Below are 15,397 nucleotides of genomic sequence, written 5' to 3'. Positions count from 1 at the left end.
TTAGACCCGGTGGGTGGCCGACGGCCGTCCACCACATCAACAGGAGGAACGCACATATGTCTCGTGCTGTCGGAATCGACCTCGGAACCACCAACTCGGTGGTCTCCGTATTGGAAGGCGGCGAGCCCGTCGTCATCGCGAACGCCGAAGGTTCGCGCACCACGCCGTCGGTCGTCGCGTTCGCGCGCAACGGCGAGGTTCTCGTCGGCCAGCCGGCCAAGAACCAGGCGGTCACCAACGTCGACCGCACCATCCGCTCGGTCAAGCGCCACATGGGCGAGGGCGACTGGTCGGTGAAGATCGACGACAAGGACTACACCCCGCAGGAGATCAGCGCGCGCACGCTGATGAAGCTCAAGCGCGACGCCGAGGCCTACCTCGGTGAGGACGTCAGCGACGCCGTCATCACGGTGCCGGCCTACTTCAACGACGCCCAGCGCCAGGCCACCAAGGAAGCCGGCCAGATCGCCGGCCTCAACGTGCTGCGCATCGTCAACGAGCCGACCGCCGCGGCCCTGGCCTACGGCTTGGACAAGGGCGAGAAGGAACAGACTATCCTGGTCTTCGACCTCGGTGGCGGTACCTTCGACGTCTCGCTGCTGGAAATCGGCGACGGCGTCGTCGAGGTCCGCGCCACGTCCGGCGACAACAACCTCGGTGGTGACGACTGGGATCAGCGCATCGTCGACTGGCTCGTCGACAAGTTCAAGGCGCAGCACGGCATCGACCTGACCAAGGACAAGATGGCCATGCAGCGCCTGCGTGAGGCGGCCGAGAAGGCGAAGATCGAACTCTCCGCGTCGCAGAGCACGTCGATCAACCTGCCCTACATCACCGTCGACGCCGAGAAGAACCCGCTGTTCCTCGACGAGCAGCTCTCCCGCAGCGAATTCCAGAAGATCACCAACGATCTGCTGGAGCGCACCCGCACCCCGTTCCAGGCGGTCATCAAAGACGCCGGGATCTCGGTCGGCGACATCGATCACGTCGTGCTCGTCGGCGGCTCGACCCGCATGCCCGCGGTCACCGAGCTCGTCAAGGAGCTGACCGGCGGCCAGGAGCCCAACAAGGGCGTCAACCCCGACGAGGTCGTCGCGGTCGGCGCGGCGCTGCAGGCCGGTGTGCTGCGCGGCGAGGTCAAGGACGTGCTGCTGCTGGACGTGACCCCGCTGAGCCTCGGCATCGAGACCAAGGGCGGCGTCATGCACAAGCTGATCGAGCGCAACACCACGATCCCCACCAAGCGGAGCGAGACCTACACGACCGCCGAGGACAACCAGCCGTCGGTGCAGATCCAGGTCTACCAGGGTGAGCGCGAGATCGCGTCGCACAACAAGCTGCTCGGCAGCTTCGAACTGGGCGGCATCGCGCCGGCACCGCAGGGTGTCCCGCAGATCGAGGTGACCTTCGACATCGACGCCAACGGCATCGTGCACGTCACCGCGAAGGACAAGGGCACCGGCAAGGAGAACAGCATCCGCATCCAGGACGGTTCGGGACTCTCCAAGGAGGAGATCGACCGGATGGTCAAGGATGCCGAGGCCCACGCCGAGGAGGACCGCAAGCGCCGCGAAGAGGCCGAGACCCGCAACCAGGCGGAGTCGCTGGTCAACCAGACGCAGAAGTTCCTCGCCGAGAACGACGACAAGGTTCCGGCCGACGTCAAGAGCAAGGTTGAAGGTGCGATCGACGAGGCCAAGAAGGCTCTCGACGGCAACGACACCGCGACCATCAAGACGGCCATCGAGAACCTCTCGTCGGTGTCGCAGGAACTCGGCCAGGCGATCTACGCGGCCAGCGCGGCCGAGTCCGCCGGTGCCGGGGATGCCCCGGCCGACGCCGGTGACGACGATGTCGTCGACGCCGAGGTCGTGGACGAGGGCGAGGGCGAGAACAAGTGACCGAGCCCTTCGATGCCGCCGCCGGCGGCACGGAACCGGACGAGGCGACCGGCGCCGCCGCGGCGGGGGCACAGGCCCCCGCCGCGGGCGGTGACCAGGCTCCCGCCGGCGGTTCCGCGGCGGGCGGCGACCAGAACGACCAGGTCGCCGAACTCACCGCGGCCCTGCAGCGGGAACGGGCCCAGTTCACCAACTACAAGCGCCGCTCCGACGAGGAGATGGCGTCGAAGGTGTCGCTGGGCAAGCAGCTCGTCATCGAGCAGCTACTGCCGATCCTCGACGATCTCGACCGGGCGCGCGAGCACGGCGATCTGGAGTCCGGGCCGCTTCGCGCGCTGGCGGACAAACTGATCGCCACCCTCACCGCGCAGGGGCTCGCCGGTTTTGGCGCGCCCGGCGATCCGTTCGACCCGGAACTCCACGAGGCCGTGCAGAACGACGGCTCCGGGGACAACCCGGTCCTCGGTGCGGTCTACCGCGTCGGCTACCGCGTCGGCGACCGCGTCGTCCGGCATGCCATGGTCACCGTGACCGATGGCGCCGGGGCCGGTGCGCCCGACGCCGGGGAGTAAAGGCGGAACGCACCATTACCGGCCAGATGAACGAAACGACAAGGAGGTGACGTCGGATGGCCCCACAGCGTGAATGGCTGGAAAAGGATTTCTACAAAGAGCTCGGCGTCTCCTCCGATGCGTCGGCCAACGATATCCGCAAGGCGTATCGCAAGTTGGCCAACGAGCTTCACCCGGACAAGAACCCCGGGGACACGGCAGCCGAGGAGCGCTTCAAGCGCGTCTCCGAGGCGAACAGCGTGCTCTCCGATCCGGAGAAGAAGAAGGAGTACGACGAGACCCGGGCGATGTTCGCCGGTGGCCGCTTCCGCGGCGGCAACGGGTTCCCGGGCGGCTTCGGCGGCGGTAGCGGTGGCGGTGGCACGACCTACACCACCGGCGGGGATTTCAACCTCGACGATTTGTTCGGCGGCGACGCCGGCGGTGGTCTGGGTGACATCCTCGGCGGGATGTTCGGCGGCGGCGGTGGCGGCGGGGGGACCCGCTCCTCGGGCCGCGGGACGACCACCCGGCCACGCCGCGGACAGGACCTGGAAACCGAGACGACGCTGACGTTCCGCGACGCCGCGCAGGGCACGACGGTCAGCATGCGGGTCACCAGCCCGTCGCCGTGCACGACCTGCCACGGCAGTGGAGCCAAGCCGGGCACCAGCCCGCGCGTGTGCGGTCGCTGCAACGGGTCGGGCTTCGTCAGCCGCAACCAGGGCGCGTTCGGATTCAGCGAGCCGTGCCGCGACTGCCAGGGCACCGGGTCGATCATCGAGAGCCCGTGCCCGGATTGCTCGGGCAACGGCGTGCAGGTACGGCCGCGCAACATCAACGTGCGGATCCCGGTGGGTGTCGAAGACGGTCAACGGATCCGGTTGGCCGGCCAGGGCGAAGCCGGTATGCGCGGCGCCCCGTCGGGCGACCTGTACGTGACCGTGCACGTCACCGGGGACAAGTTGTTCACCCGCAGCGGCAACGACCTCAAGGTCGAACTGCCGGTGAGCTTCTCGGAACTGGTGCTCGGCGCGACCGTGTCGGTGCCGACCCTCGACGGATCGGTCGGGGTCAAGATCCCGGCGAACACCGCCGACGGCCGCACGCTGCGCGTGCGCGGTCGGGGGGTGCCGAAACGGGCCGGTGGGGCCGGCGACCTGCTCGTCACCGTGAAGGTGGCGGTCCCGAAGTCGCTCGACGACAAGGCGACCGAGGCGTTGAAGGCCTATGCCGAGGCGGAGAAGGCCGCCGGCTACGACCCGCGCGCCGGATGGGGCAAGTGAGTCATGGCTGCCGCACGCAGGAGCCCCGACCCCGGATCGTCAGACCGGGGGCGGGGCGACGAGCGCGCCACCTATGTGATTTCGGTGGCCGCCGAACTCTCCGGCATGCACGCCCAAACCCTGCGCACCTATGACCGGCTGGGTCTGGTCACACCCGCACGCACCAGTGGTGGGGGGCGTCGCTACACGTCGGGCGACGTCGAATTACTTCGCGAGATCCAGCGCTTGTCCCAGGAGGAGGGCGTCAATCTCGCGGGGATCAAGCGGATCATCGAGTTGAGCCGCGAGGTCGATGAACTGCGGGCCAAGCTCGATGCCGCGGGCCGACGCGGCGGCGAAGTCGTCCCGGCGCCGGCAACCACCGCCCTGGTGGTCTGGCAACCTCGTCGGGGTCGTCGCTCGTCCTGATAATGTCCCTCAGGGGCTGAGCTACGAGGAGAACCTGCCGTGGGACATGTCATGGGCATCGCCGTTGTCGACGGGCAGATCGCCTCGGTCGTCCGCGACGACGCGGATGCGGTGGTCGCCACCAATTCGGTCGTTCTGTCCGACGTGGCGCCGGGCGCGATTGCCGGCACCATCGTCGACCTGGTTTCGTCGGCGCCTTTCGAGGCGACGCGAATCGGTCTGGTGGCCGGCGACCCCGAGACGGTCGAGGGGCTGCGCGCGGCATTCGCGCCGGCGCCGGGCCGACCGGACTGGTTCGCCACGGTCACCGTCGACGCGCTCGACTCGGCGATGGTCCAGTTGGCGCGCACCGATCCGGCCTTGTCGGCCGACCGGGCCGATACCGGGTCGGTGGCGGTGGTCAACCTCGACGAGTACACCGCGCCCACCGCGGGTATCCCGATCATCACCGTCGACCCGCGTTCGGGCGTCATCACCGGCCGCTCGTCCTGGCAGCCCGGGTACGACGAGCCGAGTGCCGTGCTCGATCCGAGCGGGGCGGCCAACGTTGCCGACGCGATTTCGGCGATCCCCGGCAGCGAGGCCATCACCCGCGTGGTGTTCACCGGGACCGGTGCCGACGTGCCGGGCGTACACTCCGCCTTTGAAACGGCTTTGGGCCGACCCGTCGTGGTGGCCGCCCAACCCAAGTTCGCCATCGCCGGGGCGGCGGCCGAGCTGGCCGGCACCGGTGGTCCGCGCGCGTGGACCGGCAACGTCGCACGATCCCAGCCCGCGACCCCCGCCTATGCCTACGACGACCGGCCCACCCAGGTGGTCGGGTTGGCGGCGACCGAGACGAGCGCGTCCACCGCTGGGGTGGCACCGACCGGTGCCGCAGCGGTCGACCCGCGCAACCGGCGCCGGTGGTGGCTGATCGGCGGCACGGCCGCCGCGGGCTTCCTCATCCTGGGCGGGGCGATCGCGGCCGTGTTGTTCTCCACCGGCACCGCGCAGCGGGTCGTCGGCGTGACGACCATTTCGGTCACCACCCAGACGCGGACCGTCACCCATACCGAGACCGAGACGCAGAACAACGAGACGGTGCGCACGCGGACGGTGACGCCGCCGACGCGGACCGTCACCCGCACCACCACCCGTCCGCCCAGCACGGTCACCCAGACCACCACGGTCACCGAGCAGGCCGAACCGGGGACCGAGGACGAGGAGTACTGACCCTCCTCAGACCTCGTCGTGCTGGATCCGGCTTGCCCGGGCGCCGACGATGAGGAGTTTGCGCCTGGTCACCTCGATCATCTGCGGTGATCCGGCGACGAGGACGTCGCGGTCCTCCCAGTGGTCGGGCACCGACCGGGCGTCGTGGATCACCGCATCGGCCAGCGTGCCGATCATGTGCGGGAAACCGAGTTCGGTGGGCGGCGCGATCGACGGCAGCCACCACGGGTCGTCGCGCTTCTCGGTCACCGCGGTGATCTGCAGCCAGGGATTCATCGATGCCATCCGCTGGAGATTCGGCAGTTCATAGAGCTCACCGGGGTGGCGTGCCCCGTAGTAGAGGTGGACCGGCGGGTTGGTCACCTGGGTACACATGTCCAACAGGATGGACCGCAACGGGGCGATCCCGGTCCCACCGGCGACCATGGTCGTGGGGGTGGTGGGCTCGACGCGCATCGTGCCGTGGTGCTGGGCGATCGCCCACTCGTCGTCGACGTGGGTTTCCACGACGATGGACTTGCTCACGGTGCCGCCCTCGATGGCGCGGACATGGAACTCGACCTCGCCGGCCGGGTTGGCCGGAATCGACGGGGAGAGCATCCGCCACTCGCGCGGCCACTGCGGGATCTGCACCTCCACGAACTGTCCCGGCAGGTAGGTCAGCGGCCGCTCGGCGAGCAGCCGGATGACTGCGTGCTCGCGGCCGATCTGGAACTTCTCGGTGACCCGGGCCCGCGTCACGGCGGGTCCGGTGTCACGGTCGGCGGCCTGGCTCATGACCCCGGTGATCAGCGCGACGGTTTGGTCCACCGCCGTCGCGACCGGCCGGGTCCACGCGGGGCCCAGCAGCGAGGCAAACTCCGCGACGAGTGCGGTGCGCGCCAGATCGTAGTGGTGGCCGGTGACGCCGTACTTGCGGTGATCGCGTCCGAGCTGGGCCAACAGGTCGATGAGTTCGGCGTGGCCCGACGAGGTGGGCGTCACCTCCAACACCAGGTCGATCACCCGGTAGAAGCCGTGGCGCACATGGCCCAGCGAGGCGGGGAACAGCTCCCGCGCCGTCGGGTCGAGGGCGAACAAACGGGTGAAGAAGGAGTTGGTGAAGCGGCCCGGATCGGCCCGCACGAGATCGCGCAGCCGGGTCAACGCGCCGGGGGTGTCGTCGACCACGGAGGCTCCTCTCCATCGTGCGGGGCTGACTGTCAGATTTTACGCCGGAAGTCGCCGGATCCTGGTGAACACCGGGTTCACACGCGTGAATCTCAGCTGCGCAGGACGGCGGGGCCGAGGAACTCGCAGACCTGCAGGGCCAGGGCGATGTCGAGGCGGTCGTGGTTGCGCCGGCCGGCCAGCGCCTTGTCCACGCGGTATTTGACGGTGTTGCGGTGCAGGTTGAGTCGCTCCGCGGTGCGCAGGTGGCTTTCGCCGGTGGCGAAGAAGGTGCGCAGCGTGGTGCGCAGGACCGCGGCGGAGTCGGTGTCGTCGGCCAACGAGCCGAGCACCTCGCCGACCCACGCCCGGGTCGAGTCGAGGTTGGTCGCCAGCAGCGAGGTCAACGCTATTCCCCGGTCGCCGAACCCGGTGACGTTCGACGTCGGCGAGTGCTGCATGGTCGCCACGTCGAAGGCGGCCAGCGCCTGCTCGTGGGTTCGGACGAACCCGTGGGCCCCCGCCGACGGCAGCCCCAGTCCGATCCGCAGGTCGGCCGGCAGGGCGAGGGCGGTACGCACCGACTCGAGGTCGTGATGCGGCGGCCGGGGCCCCAGCGGCACCCAGGCCCACAGGGTCTCCTGGTCGACCGCGGTGGAGATCGGCGGGGCGGGGGCGGCCACCGCACGGGCGAGGTCGGTGGTCACCGCGGCCAGCGCGGCCGGGGTCACCGGGTTGTCGCTGTCGGTCCACAACACCGCGCCGAGGTGGAACTGGTCGAGCCGGTAGCCGGTCTGTGCCTCGAAGGTCGCGGTACCTGACCGCGGGTCGCGCAAGAGTCCGTGGATCAGGGCCGAGTTGATGTTGCCCGCGGTGCCCAACCAGACGTTGCGCTCGCGCTCGTAGACGTCGAAGACGTACTGGGTGATCCAGTCGATGTACTCGTAGACCAGGGAAGAGGCGTGTCGCAGCACCGCGATCGACAGCGATTGGGAGAGGTTCATCTCCTCGACCAAGCTGTAGAACAACAGGTGCACTTCGTGTTCGCCCATGTGGTAGGCCCGGACCAGCGCGTTGGGCGGTATCCCGCGCTGAGCCAGTCGACGTGCGTACTCCACCGCCGCCGTCGGCGGTTGCAGGTGACTCATCGGTACCGAGCTGGCCAGGCCGTAGAGAATTGTCGAGACGTTGGAATCGACGCTCTCCCACAGCATTTCGCGCAGCACCGGGTCGGTCGACAACAGGTCGGCGATTTCGCGAGCCATCGTCGCGGACATCGCGTCGACGATCTCGTCCTCGCGGGCCTGCAGCTTCTCGCCCAACTGCGCGACGACGGCGACGACCTCGGGCGGCGCCGGCGGCGGTTGTCGTGGGCTCGACGGCATCCGGTCAGACCTGCTGGGGGAGGCCGAGGTGCTTGAGTGCCCGTTGCGCGGCGTTGAAGCCGCACATGCCGTGGATGCCGGCGCCGGGGGGCGTCGACTGGGAACACAGGTACACCCCATCGATCCCGGTGGCGTACGGGTCGAGGCCGAACCGCGGGCGCAACACCATCTGCAGCCCGTCGTTGGCGCCGCCGATGATGTCGCCGTAGGCGTAGTTCGGGTTGTAGGCCTGTAGCTCCGAGGCGTTGGCGGACTGCGCGTGGACGATGATGTCGCGGAAGCCCGGCGCGAACCGTTCGATTTGCCCGATCACCAACTCGGTGGCATCCCCGTCGAATCCCCGGGGGACGTGGGCGTAGGACCACAGGGGGTTGATGCCGCCGTTCGACCGGGACGGATCGGCCAGGTATTGCTGGCCGACAAGGACGAACGGGCGCTCGACGAGGTTGCCGGCGATCCGCTCGCGTTCGGTGGCGGCGATCTCGTCGAAGGTGCCGCCGAGGTGGACGGTGCCGGCCCGTCGGCAGTCGGGGTTGGTCCACGGCACGTCGCCGTCGATGGCGAAGTCGACCTTGAAGGCGCTCGACCCCACCCGGAACTTGCGGTAGGCGCGGGCCACCCGGCCGGGCAGGTCGTCACCGTAGAGGTCGAGTACCTGGGCCGGGCTCAAGTCGAGCAAGACGGTGTCGGAGTCGGGGATGTCGGCGCGGCTGCGAACAATGGCATCCGTCGCGATGGTGACGTCGTAGTCGCCCAGCGCGTCGACGAGGGCATCGGTGATCGAGCCGGACCCGCCCTGCGCGACGACCCACCCGTAGCGGTGTCCGCCGGCCAACACCATCAGGCCCAACGATGCGGTCAGCGGGCGGTCGAATCGGGTGAACGCGTGCGCGGCCGCACCGCCGTACAGCGCGCGGGCGGTGTCGGTGCGCAGGTAGCGGCCGACCACGGCGGCAGGCAGGACGGCGCGCGGTCCGAACGACGCCAGCCGGAACGGGTGGCTGGGGATGCCGATGACCGGGCCCAGCAGATCCTGGGCGAGGTCGTCGAAATGTGCGGCGAGGTCACCGACCAGCCGCCGCCACCGCTTCCCGTCGACGCCCATGCCGGCCGCGGTCTGCTCGACCGACTGGTAGAGGACACCGGCGCGCCCGTCGTCGAGCGGGTGCGCGCAGTCGATCTCCGGCCAACACCAGCGCAGGCCGAACCGTTCGAGGTCGACCGCCTTCCAGAACGGCGAGCCGATGCCCAACGGGTGGACCGCCGAACAGTAGTCGTTGATCAGGCCCGGGTATCCGGCCTCGCCGGAGCGGGCACCGCCGCCGACGGTGGGCTTGGCCTCCAGGACCGTGACCGAGACGCCGTTGCGGGCCAGGTGCAGGGCGGCGGCGAGCCCGTTGGGCCCGCCGCCGACCACGGTTGCGGTGGTCACCGTTGTTACCCCGTCACCCGGCTGGGAACGTCGCCGCTGCGCCAGGTGACCGTCCGCGGCACCGGCCCGTCGGGCAGCCACGGTTGGGAGTTCGCCGAGTCGGCCACTTTCCAGGTGCCGCGCTCGATGACGCCGAGGGCTGCATCGATCAACTTGTACTCCTGGTAGTCCCGGTGGATTGGTTGGGATTCTACCCACGCCACCAGGAACTCACCCGGCTTGAACTGGCACCGGCTCTGCAGCGCCCGGATCAGGTCCTCGTTGTGGAAGTGACCGTCGCCGAAGTTGAACGCCACGAGCGAGTTGCAGGCGAACTCCGCCTCGCGGAACCGGTAGTCGTGCTCCCGGTCGCCGATCTCGTTGAGCAGCACCGAGACCAGGCCGGGGCCCTGGCTGTGCATCGACCGCCAGCCGGTGGTCAACGACAGCACGACCTCGGCGACGTCGGCCGGGTAGCCGGCCTTCTGCAGCTGGGTGATGATGTTCGGCGACGGCCGGACCACGTGCTCCTCCAGCTTCGCCTCGGCGGCCGGGGTGATCGCCCACTGGGCCGAGGCCCAGTTGCCCGCGTACTGCCGCATCGAGGGCAGGAACGAGACCAGGTCGGGTCGCAGGTTGCCCAGGATCGGGAAGAACAGCAGCGCGGCGGCGATCGCGATGATCGCTCCGACGTGCGTGACGTCGCCCAGGATCCAGTAGCCGTCGGCGTTCGGGAAGCCGAGGAACAGGAACACCGCGGCGAAGGCGAACAGGGCGTTCCACTCCAACGGCACGGCCAGCGGGAACGTCGACAGGATGAACATGTGGAAGCCGACCATCAGGATGACCGCCAGGAGTGCGACCGTTTTGTTCGTCGTGAACAGCAGCACCAGCGGCGTCGCGATCTCCACGAGCGTGCCCAGACCGTGGCCCATGAAGTGGGCGAAGCCGGACGGACGCAGGTCTTCCGGGAAGTTCCGGTAGCTCACGCGCTTGAGCGCCTTGCCCGGGATCCACGGCGTGTTGGAGATCATCGGCGGGATGACCTTGCCGAAATGGCGGCCGATCTTGGAGACGCCGGCGCCGATCCAGACGACGACGATGAGCATCTTCAGGGCGATGATCATGTCGACCAGGCCCAGGTAGCCGGCCAGACCGAAGATGACCATGGCGGGCATGTACTGCTCGGGCCGGGTGGCGATGAAGGCGACCTTGTCGCGCAGGCCGAGGATCGCCAGGGCGATCAGCACGGGCCAGAACAGGACCGGGTTGACCAGGTCGTAGCCGGCGAAGCTGGCGTGGACGTCGGTGCCGGTCACCCGCGGGGCGAACAGCGTGACCAAGGTGAGGACGATGACGGCGGCGTAGACGGCCACGTCGAACAGGGTGCGCCGGTCACCCTTGGTGAACGGGACCTTGTCCGGCCATGGTGGGAGCCGGATCGTCTCCGGGCGCAACCAGCATTTGAAGCCGCTCGTCATCGGTGCGAAGTGGCCGGCGAGCGGACCCCACGACCCGGCCAGGCCGAGGGCCTCCAGGAGGACCAGCCACATGACCAGCTTCTGGTAGACGATCGGCTGGTTCCACCAGGTGCCGATGTCGAACATGCCGAATCCGCTGGTCAGCGTCGCGATGGCGACACCCGCGCCGACGAACAGCACCAGCACCTTGACGATGTAGATCACCGGCAGCATCTTGGGTGTGCCGAACCCGTTCTCGGCCCAGAAACGCGACGTGATCTTGATGCGCTCCAGGTATGGCCGGTCCATGAAGGTGGCCGGATCGACGTCGGGCAAGACGCCTTCTTTGAATCCCATGGCGGTTACTCCTCTTTCGGGATGGGTTGCCCAGGGGTGCGTGCCGGATGCACGTCCCCTGTCGTGGGCGGGTTGGCGGTCGTGCGCCGTCAGATGGGTGCGCGGGCTTGGTCGCGCAGGGTGGGTTTGTCGATCTTGCCCACCGGGTTACGGGGCAGTTCGTCGACAACGGTGACCGACACCGGGAGCTTGGTCCGGGTCAATCGGCTCGACAGGTGGTCGAGGAGTTCTTCGCCGGTGACCTCGGCGTCGGGGTAGTTGACCACGTAGGCGATGGGTACTTCGCCGTACAGGTCGTGGGGGCGCCCGACGACGGCGGCCTCGAGGACGGCGGGGTGTTCGGCGAGCGCGTTCTCGATCTCTTTGGGATAGATGTTCTCGCCGCCGCGGATGATCATGTCTTTGACCCGGTCCACCAGGGTGAGGTAACCGTCCTCGTCGAGGACGCCGATGTCACCGGTGCGCAGCCAGCCGTCGCGGATCGTCGCGGCGGTCGCGGTGGGCAGGTTGAGGTAGCCCTGCATCACGCTCGGCCCGGTGATGATCACCTCGCCGGGTTCGCCGGCGGGGAGGTGGTCACCGTCCGGGCCGGCAATGGCGATGGTTTGTCCGGGCAGGGCGGGGCCGACGGTGCCGGGCTTGCGCTCGCCGTGCAGCGGGTTGCAGGCGGACGCGCACGTTCCCTCGGTCAGGCCGTAACCCTCGAGAATCGGTACGCCGAGCGTCTTTTCGGCGTGGGCGAGCAGTTCGCGGGAGATCGGGGCCGCGCCGCAGATCGCGAACCGCAGCGACGACAGGTCGGCGTCGGCGGGCATGTTCGACACCAGCAGCGCGTAGATGGTGGGGACCGCGGAGAAATAGGTGGGGCGCAGCCGGGCCACGTCGTCGAAGAAGCGCGACACCGAGAACTGGCCGGTGATCGAGAGTTGCCCGCCGGCGATGATGGGCGCCAGGAAACTGACGGCGATCGCATTGACGTGGAACAGCGGGAGGATGAGCAGCGCGTGGTCGGTGGCCGACAGGTCGGAGTTCTTCCCGATCGCCTCGCCCATGTACTGCAGGTTCTGGTGGGCGAGTCGGACGCCCTTGGGGACGCCGGTGGAGCCGGAGGTGTAGATCAGCAGCGCGGTGTCGTCGGGGGCGGGTTGCGCGGGCGGCTGCCATGCCGGGTCGGCTTCGAGGGCCAGATCGTCGACGAGGAGCGTGGTGCGGCCGAGTTCGGGGGTCTCCCGTTCGGCGACGACAATGGCGGCGTCGCAGTCGTCGATCTGGCGCTTGGCCTCCCGGGCGAGGAACTGCGGGTTGACCGGGGTGGCGATCGCACCCAGGCGCCAGGCCGCGGTCATCGCGACGAGGAGTTCGACGCGGTTGGGCAGCCAGATCGCCACCACCTGTCCGCGGGTCAGCCCGAGGGCGGCGAACTGGGCGGCAACGGCGTCGGCGCGGGCGGCGAACTGGCGGTAGGTCAGCGAGGCGGCATCGTCGCGTACGCAGGGGGCGTCACCGCGGTCGGTGAGGTTCCAGGCGAAGTACTCGATGTCGGGCATGGTGTGCATCACTTCCTAATAGGTCTGTGATGCACGACACTATTGCGGCACAATGCCCTGGTCTACGGTCTGCCTCGATGAATTTATCGGCCGTGCTTGTGCTTGGAGCACAAACACGGCCGTTGTTGGGGGGTGTGGTTTCGATCAGTGCTCGTCGTAGTGCCCGGCGTGGGCGGCGTGGCGATGCCCGTCGTGCAGGTAGTCGACGTGGTCGCCGTGGGGGATGGCGACGTGGCCGCAGCCCTCGCCGTGGACGTGGTCGTGGCCGGAGTGCTCGACGTGGTCGGCGGCCTCGCACTCGTCGAAGTGGCCGTTGTGGGCCCGGTGGATGTGGCCGTCGTGGACGTAGTCGACGTGGTCGCCGTGGGGGATGGCGACGTGGCCGCAGCCCTCGCCGTGGACGTGGTCGTGGCCGGTGTGCTCGGTATGTGTGCTCATGGTGGGTTCCTTGCAGGGTCGGGTCGTACTTCGTCGGACAACTCGGACATGACCAGCATCGCACATATAAGGACTCACGCATAGGTTTGTCTCGGTGGCGGGTGACACACTGACTCGGTGACCTTTCCGCAGATGAGGATTGCGCTGCCGCAGTTGGCGTCGAACGTTGCGACGATGGCGAAGTGGTGCAGCGCCAACGGCGTCGAGCTGTGGCCGCATATCAAGACGACGATGTGCCGGCCGATCGTCGAGAGGCAGCTCGCGGCCGGTGCGGCGGCGGTCACCGTGGCCACCGCCGACCAGGCTGCGGTCGCTGCCTCGTGGGGGTGCCGCCGGATCCTCGTCGCCAACCAGATGGTCAATCCCATTGCCCTGCAACGGATCTGGCGACTCGACGCGGAGGTGATGATTCTCGTCGACTCTGAACGCGGGGTGGTGCTGGCGGAATCCGCGGCCCGCGAGGCGGGGGTGATCACCGACGTGTTGATCGATATCGGCCGGAGGGGCGGACGGACCGGTGTCCGCGACGGGCGGGCCGCGTCGACGCTGGCTCAGCGGATCCGGGCGTCGCGCGCGCTGAGGCTGGTCGGGGTGTCGGCCTACGAGGCGGTGGGCCCGGAAGCGACGTCGCGCGAGGCGTCGGCGCTGGCCGTCGTCGACGACCATCTGCGCCGTGCCGCCGACGTCTTCGTCGAGCTGGTCACCATGTTCGAAACCGAGCGCCCGGTGTTCACCGCGGGCGGATCAACCTTCCCCGATCGGGTGGTGGCCGCGGCGGCGCCGGTGCGCGCGGTGCCGGGCGCGGTGGTGACCCTGCGGTCGGGCTGCTACATCGTGCACGATCACGGCCTCTACCAACGGGTTTCGCCGATCGCGGGGTTGGTGCCGGCGGTGACGGTCCGCGCGGAGGTGCTGTCGACGCCCGAGTCGGGGGTGGTGGTCGTCGGGGCGGGCAAGCGCGATGTGCCGCATGACGCGGACCTGCCGACCGTCCTGGGGGCCTTCGATGCGCGCGCGACACAGCGCAAACGGTGCCGGGGCACGGTCGCGGCACTCTACGACCACCACGCGGTGGTGCGCCTGGCGGAGGGGAACTGGCCGTCGGGGATCTGGTGGACCTGGGGATCTCGCACCCCTGTGGGGCGTTTGACCGCTGGCCGGTGGTGGCGGTCGTCGACGCCGACGGGCGGATCGTCGACGAGTGGGCGACCCACTTCGTCCGGACCTAGGGCCCAGTCGACGGAAATGAGGGCCCAGTCGGCGGAAATGAGGGCCCAGTCGGCGGAAATGAGGGCCCAGTCGGCGGTTAGCGCTGGTTGTCGGCCCAGGGGTGGCTCGGGCGCTGACCCTGATAGATCTGCCAGCGGTAGTTGTTGCACATGATCGTCCGACCCTTGCTGTCGGTGACCTTGCGGCCGATCTCTGCGCCGGCACACGGTTGTCCGACCTCGGGGGGAGCCGCGGCGGCCGTCGTGCTCACCAGCAGGGTCGAGGTGGCGGCCAGGGTGGCGGCACCGAGAGGGAGAAGACCGATTCGGACACGTGCCATGGCTTGACGGTAACCGGCATCTCCAACCACCGATAGGCGTTTCACCTGGGAACTTCCCAAGAAATCAATGATTGTTCAAATGGACCGCGGTCCCCTGCTCGACAGGGGCTGGTAGCCCCCTGTGAGGGTCCTTGGGAGGGGTTCTCAGGGCGGTGTGCTCGTCGTAGGGTCCGAAATGACTGAAGTCGTCGGAACCTGGAGGACTGATGAACACGAAACCGATTGCCCATAGCGTTCGCACCCGGGTGGCCGCGGCCGCCGTGGCGGTTGTCGCCGCGGCCGGCGTTGCCGTGGCCACCGGGGCCGGTGCGGCGCAGGCGTCCCGGGTCTACCCGTTGGGCGGTTGTACCCAGATCAGCCCCAACGTCGTCGACCTGCCGTACAACCCGACACGCGTGATCGTGTCGGAGTATGCGGGCACCACCTACCTCATCACCGAGTTCAGCAGTGTGTGGGTGGGGGCGGGTTACAACTCGCGCATGCGGCTGGACTTCCACAACCTGCGCACCGGTCAGCGTGGGGTCCGGTTCTCCAACCGGAATGTGTCGCCGCCCTACGTCGGCACCCACCAGATCGCGATCCGCACGTCGCACCTCGGCCGCGGCCCGGTCCGGCTGACGCTCAACGCGGTCAACAGCAACGCGCTGTGGTCCATCCCGGCCCCGAACTGCTCGACGGTCATCACCGTGCGCTAGGGGTTGGCGCTGGAATCTGCCACTTAAACCTGAGCGGAATAGACT

At 68.7% G+C, this 15,397-nt stretch carries 14 protein-coding genes; 7 read left to right on the top strand and 7 right to left on the bottom strand.

What is annotated here, in order from left to right:
• Positions 1 to 56 precede the first annotated feature (56 nt).
• The 5 genes from dnaK to nbrcactino_RS16115 are packed head-to-tail and all read left to right on the top strand — an operon-like array spanning position 57 to position 5,361.
• On the top strand, positions 57 to 1,901 hold the full coding sequence (gene dnaK, locus nbrcactino_RS16135) for a molecular chaperone DnaK (RefSeq protein ID WP_161928492.1): 1,845 nt from the start codon (positions 57 to 59) through the stop codon (positions 1,899 to 1,901).
• Positions 1,898 to 2,473 carry a nucleotide exchange factor GrpE gene (gene grpE / locus nbrcactino_RS16130; protein WP_161928491.1) on the top strand — a complete coding sequence of 192 codons (576 nt, stop codon included), beginning with the start codon at positions 1,898 to 1,900 and terminating at the stop codon, positions 2,471 to 2,473. The genes dnaK and grpE overlap by 4 nt, the downstream gene beginning before the upstream one ends.
• Before the next feature lie 56 nt (positions 2,474 to 2,529).
• Positions 2,530 to 3,738, top strand: coding sequence for a molecular chaperone DnaJ (dnaJ, locus tag nbrcactino_RS16125; protein ID WP_161928490.1), 1,209 nt, complete (start codon positions 2,530 to 2,532; stop codon positions 3,736 to 3,738).
• A gap of 3 nt (positions 3,739 to 3,741) precedes the next feature.
• Positions 3,742 to 4,146, top strand: a complete 405-nt coding sequence (locus nbrcactino_RS16120) for a heat shock protein transcriptional repressor HspR (protein WP_161928489.1) — start codon at positions 3,742 to 3,744, stop codon at positions 4,144 to 4,146.
• A 39-nt stretch (positions 4,147 to 4,185) separates the two neighbouring features.
• A complete protein-coding gene (locus nbrcactino_RS16115) occupies positions 4,186 to 5,361 on the top strand; it encodes a hypothetical protein (protein ID WP_161928488.1) in 1,176 nt (391 codons plus the stop codon).
• 6 nt (positions 5,362 to 5,367) lie between these two features.
• On the opposite strand, the gene nbrcactino_RS16110 is transcribed toward nbrcactino_RS16115, so the two are convergent.
• The 6 genes from nbrcactino_RS16110 to nbrcactino_RS16085 all read right to left on the bottom strand — a co-directional run bounded on the left by nbrcactino_RS16110 (position 5,368) and on the right by nbrcactino_RS16085 (position 13,108).
• A complete protein-coding gene (locus nbrcactino_RS16110; protein WP_161928487.1) occupies positions 5,368 to 6,531 on the bottom strand; it encodes a globin domain-containing protein in 1,164 nt (387 codons plus the stop codon).
• 92 nt (positions 6,532 to 6,623) lie between these two features.
• Positions 6,624 to 7,895: a PucR family transcriptional regulator gene (locus tag nbrcactino_RS16105; RefSeq protein WP_161928486.1), complete on the bottom strand. Its 1,272-nt coding sequence runs from the start codon at positions 7,893 to 7,895 to the stop codon at positions 6,624 to 6,626.
• Between the two features lie 4 nt (positions 7,896 to 7,899).
• A complete protein-coding gene (locus nbrcactino_RS16100) occupies positions 7,900 to 9,327 on the bottom strand; it encodes a phytoene desaturase family protein (protein ID WP_161928485.1) in 1,428 nt (475 codons plus the stop codon).
• A 5-nt stretch (positions 9,328 to 9,332) separates the two neighbouring features.
• Positions 9,333 to 11,123 carry a DUF3556 domain-containing protein gene (locus nbrcactino_RS16095; RefSeq protein ID WP_161928484.1) on the bottom strand — a complete coding sequence of 597 codons (1,791 nt, stop codon included), beginning with the start codon at positions 11,121 to 11,123 and terminating at the stop codon, positions 9,333 to 9,335.
• A gap of 89 nt (positions 11,124 to 11,212) precedes the next feature.
• Positions 11,213 to 12,670, bottom strand: a complete 1,458-nt coding sequence (locus nbrcactino_RS16090; protein ID WP_161928584.1) for a class I adenylate-forming enzyme family protein — start codon at positions 12,668 to 12,670, stop codon at positions 11,213 to 11,215.
• Between the two features lie 144 nt (positions 12,671 to 12,814).
• Entirely contained in the window at positions 12,815 to 13,108 is a 294-nt protein-coding gene (locus tag nbrcactino_RS16085; protein ID WP_161928483.1) for a hypothetical protein, read from the bottom strand.
• Positions 13,109 to 13,225: 117 nt separating this feature from the next.
• On the opposite strand from nbrcactino_RS16085, the gene nbrcactino_RS16080 reads away from it, so the two are divergent.
• Positions 13,226 to 14,491 carry an alanine racemase gene (locus nbrcactino_RS16080; RefSeq protein ID WP_161928482.1) on the top strand — a complete coding sequence of 422 codons (1,266 nt, stop codon included), beginning with the start codon at positions 13,226 to 13,228 and terminating at the stop codon, positions 14,489 to 14,491.
• On the opposite strand, the gene nbrcactino_RS16075 is transcribed toward nbrcactino_RS16080, so the two are convergent.
• Complete coding sequence (locus nbrcactino_RS16075; RefSeq protein ID WP_161928481.1) at positions 14,415 to 14,657, bottom strand: hypothetical protein; 243 nt, start codon at positions 14,655 to 14,657, stop codon at positions 14,415 to 14,417. The genes nbrcactino_RS16080 and nbrcactino_RS16075 overlap by 77 nt on opposite strands.
• A gap of 206 nt (positions 14,658 to 14,863) precedes the next feature.
• On the opposite strand from nbrcactino_RS16075, the gene nbrcactino_RS16070 reads away from it, so the two are divergent.
• The gene (locus nbrcactino_RS16070; RefSeq protein ID WP_161928480.1) at positions 14,864 to 15,352 is read left to right on the top strand and encodes a hypothetical protein; all 489 of its coding nucleotides are present in this window, start codon (positions 14,864 to 14,866) and stop codon (positions 15,350 to 15,352) included.
• Positions 15,353 to 15,397 lie beyond the last annotated feature (45 nt).

The organism is Gordonia crocea, from assembly GCF_009932435.1.
Lineage (GTDB): Bacteria > Actinomycetota > Actinomycetes > Mycobacteriales > Mycobacteriaceae > Gordonia > Gordonia crocea.
The sequence above is the reverse complement of the archived record's forward strand: the minus strand, read 5'-3'. Positions and strand labels throughout refer to the sequence as shown.

Excerpts from the sequence above, each read along its gene's own strand:
- nbrcactino_RS16090 (WP_161928584.1), bottom strand. The coding sequence starts at position 12,670 with ATGCCCGACATCGAGTACTTCGCCTGGAACCTCACCGACCGCGGTGAC.
- nbrcactino_RS16095 (WP_161928484.1), bottom strand. The coding sequence starts at position 11,123 with ATGGGATTCAAAGAAGGCGTCTTGCCCGACGTCGATCCGGCCACCTTC.
- nbrcactino_RS16085 (WP_161928483.1), bottom strand. The coding sequence starts at position 13,108 with ATGAGCACACATACCGAGCACACCGGCCACGACCACGTCCACGGCGAG.
- nbrcactino_RS16075 (WP_161928481.1), bottom strand. The coding sequence starts at position 14,657 with ATGGCACGTGTCCGAATCGGTCTTCTCCCTCTCGGTGCCGCCACCCTG.
- nbrcactino_RS16120 (WP_161928489.1), top strand. The coding sequence starts at position 3,742 with ATGGCTGCCGCACGCAGGAGCCCCGACCCCGGATCGTCAGACCGGGGG.
- dnaK (WP_161928492.1), top strand. The coding sequence starts at position 57 with ATGTCTCGTGCTGTCGGAATCGACCTCGGAACCACCAACTCGGTGGTC.
- dnaJ (WP_161928490.1), top strand. The coding sequence starts at position 2,530 with ATGGCCCCACAGCGTGAATGGCTGGAAAAGGATTTCTACAAAGAGCTC.
- nbrcactino_RS16070 (WP_161928480.1), top strand. The coding sequence starts at position 14,864 with ATGAACACGAAACCGATTGCCCATAGCGTTCGCACCCGGGTGGCCGCG.
- nbrcactino_RS16105 (WP_161928486.1), bottom strand. The coding sequence starts at position 7,895 with ATGCCGTCGAGCCCACGACAACCGCCGCCGGCGCCGCCCGAGGTCGTC.